Raw genomic sequence first — 2,045 nt, forward strand, 5'->3', positions numbered from 1 at the left:
GAGCAATGCCACCGTCTGACGTTCGAACAGTTGCCTCGGCGTGATCTTCAGGCCCACACGGCGCAAACGCGCCACGATCTGCAGGCTCAGGATCGAGTCGCCACCGAGTTCGAAGAAGTTCGCGTGACGGCCGATCTGCTCCACACCCAGCACGTCCTGCCAGATCGCGGCAAGCGCGGTTTCGACTGCGCCTTCCGGCGCTTCGTTCTGTGCTGTGTGGTTCGCGGTTGTGCTTTGCTCGGGTGCGGGCAGCGCCTTGCGATCTACCTTGCCGTTCGACGTCAAGGGAAACGCGTCCATCACGACAAACGCGGCAGGCACCATGTAATCCGGCAACACGTTAAGCAACGCCGCGCGCAAACTCTGTGCGTCCACGTGTACACCCGCCTTGGTGCACACATACGCAATCAGCCGTGCGGCGCCCGCGCCCTGCTCCGCAATCACCAGGGCCTCACGCACGCCCGCTTGCGCAGTCAGTTGCGACTCGATTTCGCCGAGTTCGATCCGGAAGCCGCGAATCTTGACCTGATGGTCGATTCGCCCGACATACTCGATTTCGCCGTCGGCGCGGCGTCGCGCGAGATCACCGGTGCGATAAAGACGGCCGCCCTCAGCACCGAACGGATCGGGCACGAAGCGCTCCGCGGTCAACGCCGCGCGGTTCAGGTAGCCGCGCGCCAACCCCGCCCCGGACACATACAGCTCACCCTCAACGCCGGCTGGAACAGGATTGCGCGCAGCATCCAGCACGTAGAGGCCCAGGTCGGGAATCGGTTTGCCGAGCGGACTGCGCGGCGCGTCGGTATCGTCGAGATCGCGCGCGATGATTCTCCGATACGTGACGTGAACCGTGGTTTCAGTAATACCGTACATGTTGATCAGTTGTGGCCGGGCGTCGCCGAAATGCGCGATCCACGGCCGCAGGCTGTGCAATTCCAGCGCCTCCCCGCCGAAAATCACTGCGCGCAAGGCGAGCCGCTGGCCGGACTTGCTGCCCACATCGCTGAAGAGCGAAGGCGCCAGCATCAGTTGACGGAATGCAGACGGCGTCTGGTTCAGCACGGTCACACGTTCACGACGCAGCAGCGCGGCGAATTCATCGGGCGAACGGCTGACGATATGCGGCACGACCACCAGCCGTCCGCCATGGCACAGTGCCCCGAAAATTTCCCACACGGAAAAATCGAACGCGTACGAATGGAACATCGTCCAGACATCGGCCGGACCGAAATCGAACCATTCACGTGTGCCGGCCAGCAAGCGCGTGACATTGCGATGGGTCAGTTGCGCACCCTTCGGCTTACCCGTCGAGCCCGATGTGTAGATCACGTACGCTAGGTTGTCGGCGTGGACCGCGACATTCGGGTTATGCGCGGGCCAGGACTGCGTGTCGCGCTTCGAATCGAATTCGACAATGCGCACGGCCGCTGCCGGCTTGTCCGTTTCTGTTTCGGCTTCGTCGGCACGATCGGTCTGCTCAACGACTAACACCGCAATGCCGCTGTCCGCGGACATGTAGGCGATGCGTTCCGCCGGATACGACGGGTCGAGCGGCACATAGGCACCACCGGATTTGAGGACTGCGAGCAAGGCAACAATCAGATCCGCCGAGCGTGTCATCGCGACGCCGACTTTCACTTCCGGCCTCACGCCCGCTTCGATCAGCCGATGCGCCATGCGATTCGCGCGCGCGTTCAACTCGGCATAGCTCAACGCGTTGCCTTCGAAAACGACGGCGGTTGCCTGCGGCGTCGCGGCAGCGTGCCGTTCGATCAACACGTGAAGCGGTTCGGTCACGGCGAACGTGCGTCGCTCTTTCGAGCTTGCCAGCAGACCCGCGCGCTCTGCGTCGTTCATCAATTCGACGTCCGCAGCCGTCGACACCCGACCGGACACGAGCGCGTTCAGCGACGCCACGTAGTGCTCCGCCAGCCGCTCGACCGTTTGCGCATCGAACAGCTCGCGGGCGTACACGAAACTCGCCGACATCGTCCCGTCCAACGCCTCCGTCGTATTCAGCGTCAGCTCGAACTGCGCCATCGCCT

1 protein-coding gene is annotated in these 2,045 nt (G+C 63.2%); it reads right to left on the reverse strand.

Annotated elements, in window-relative coordinates:
- On the reverse strand, positions 1-2,045 hold a 2,045-nt coding region (locus PQR67_RS38075), incomplete at both ends, for a non-ribosomal peptide synthetase (protein WP_408467930.1).

It is taken from the genome of Paraburkholderia fungorum, from assembly GCF_046026025.1.
GTDB lineage: Bacteria > Pseudomonadota > Gammaproteobacteria > Burkholderiales > Burkholderiaceae > Paraburkholderia > Paraburkholderia fungorum_E.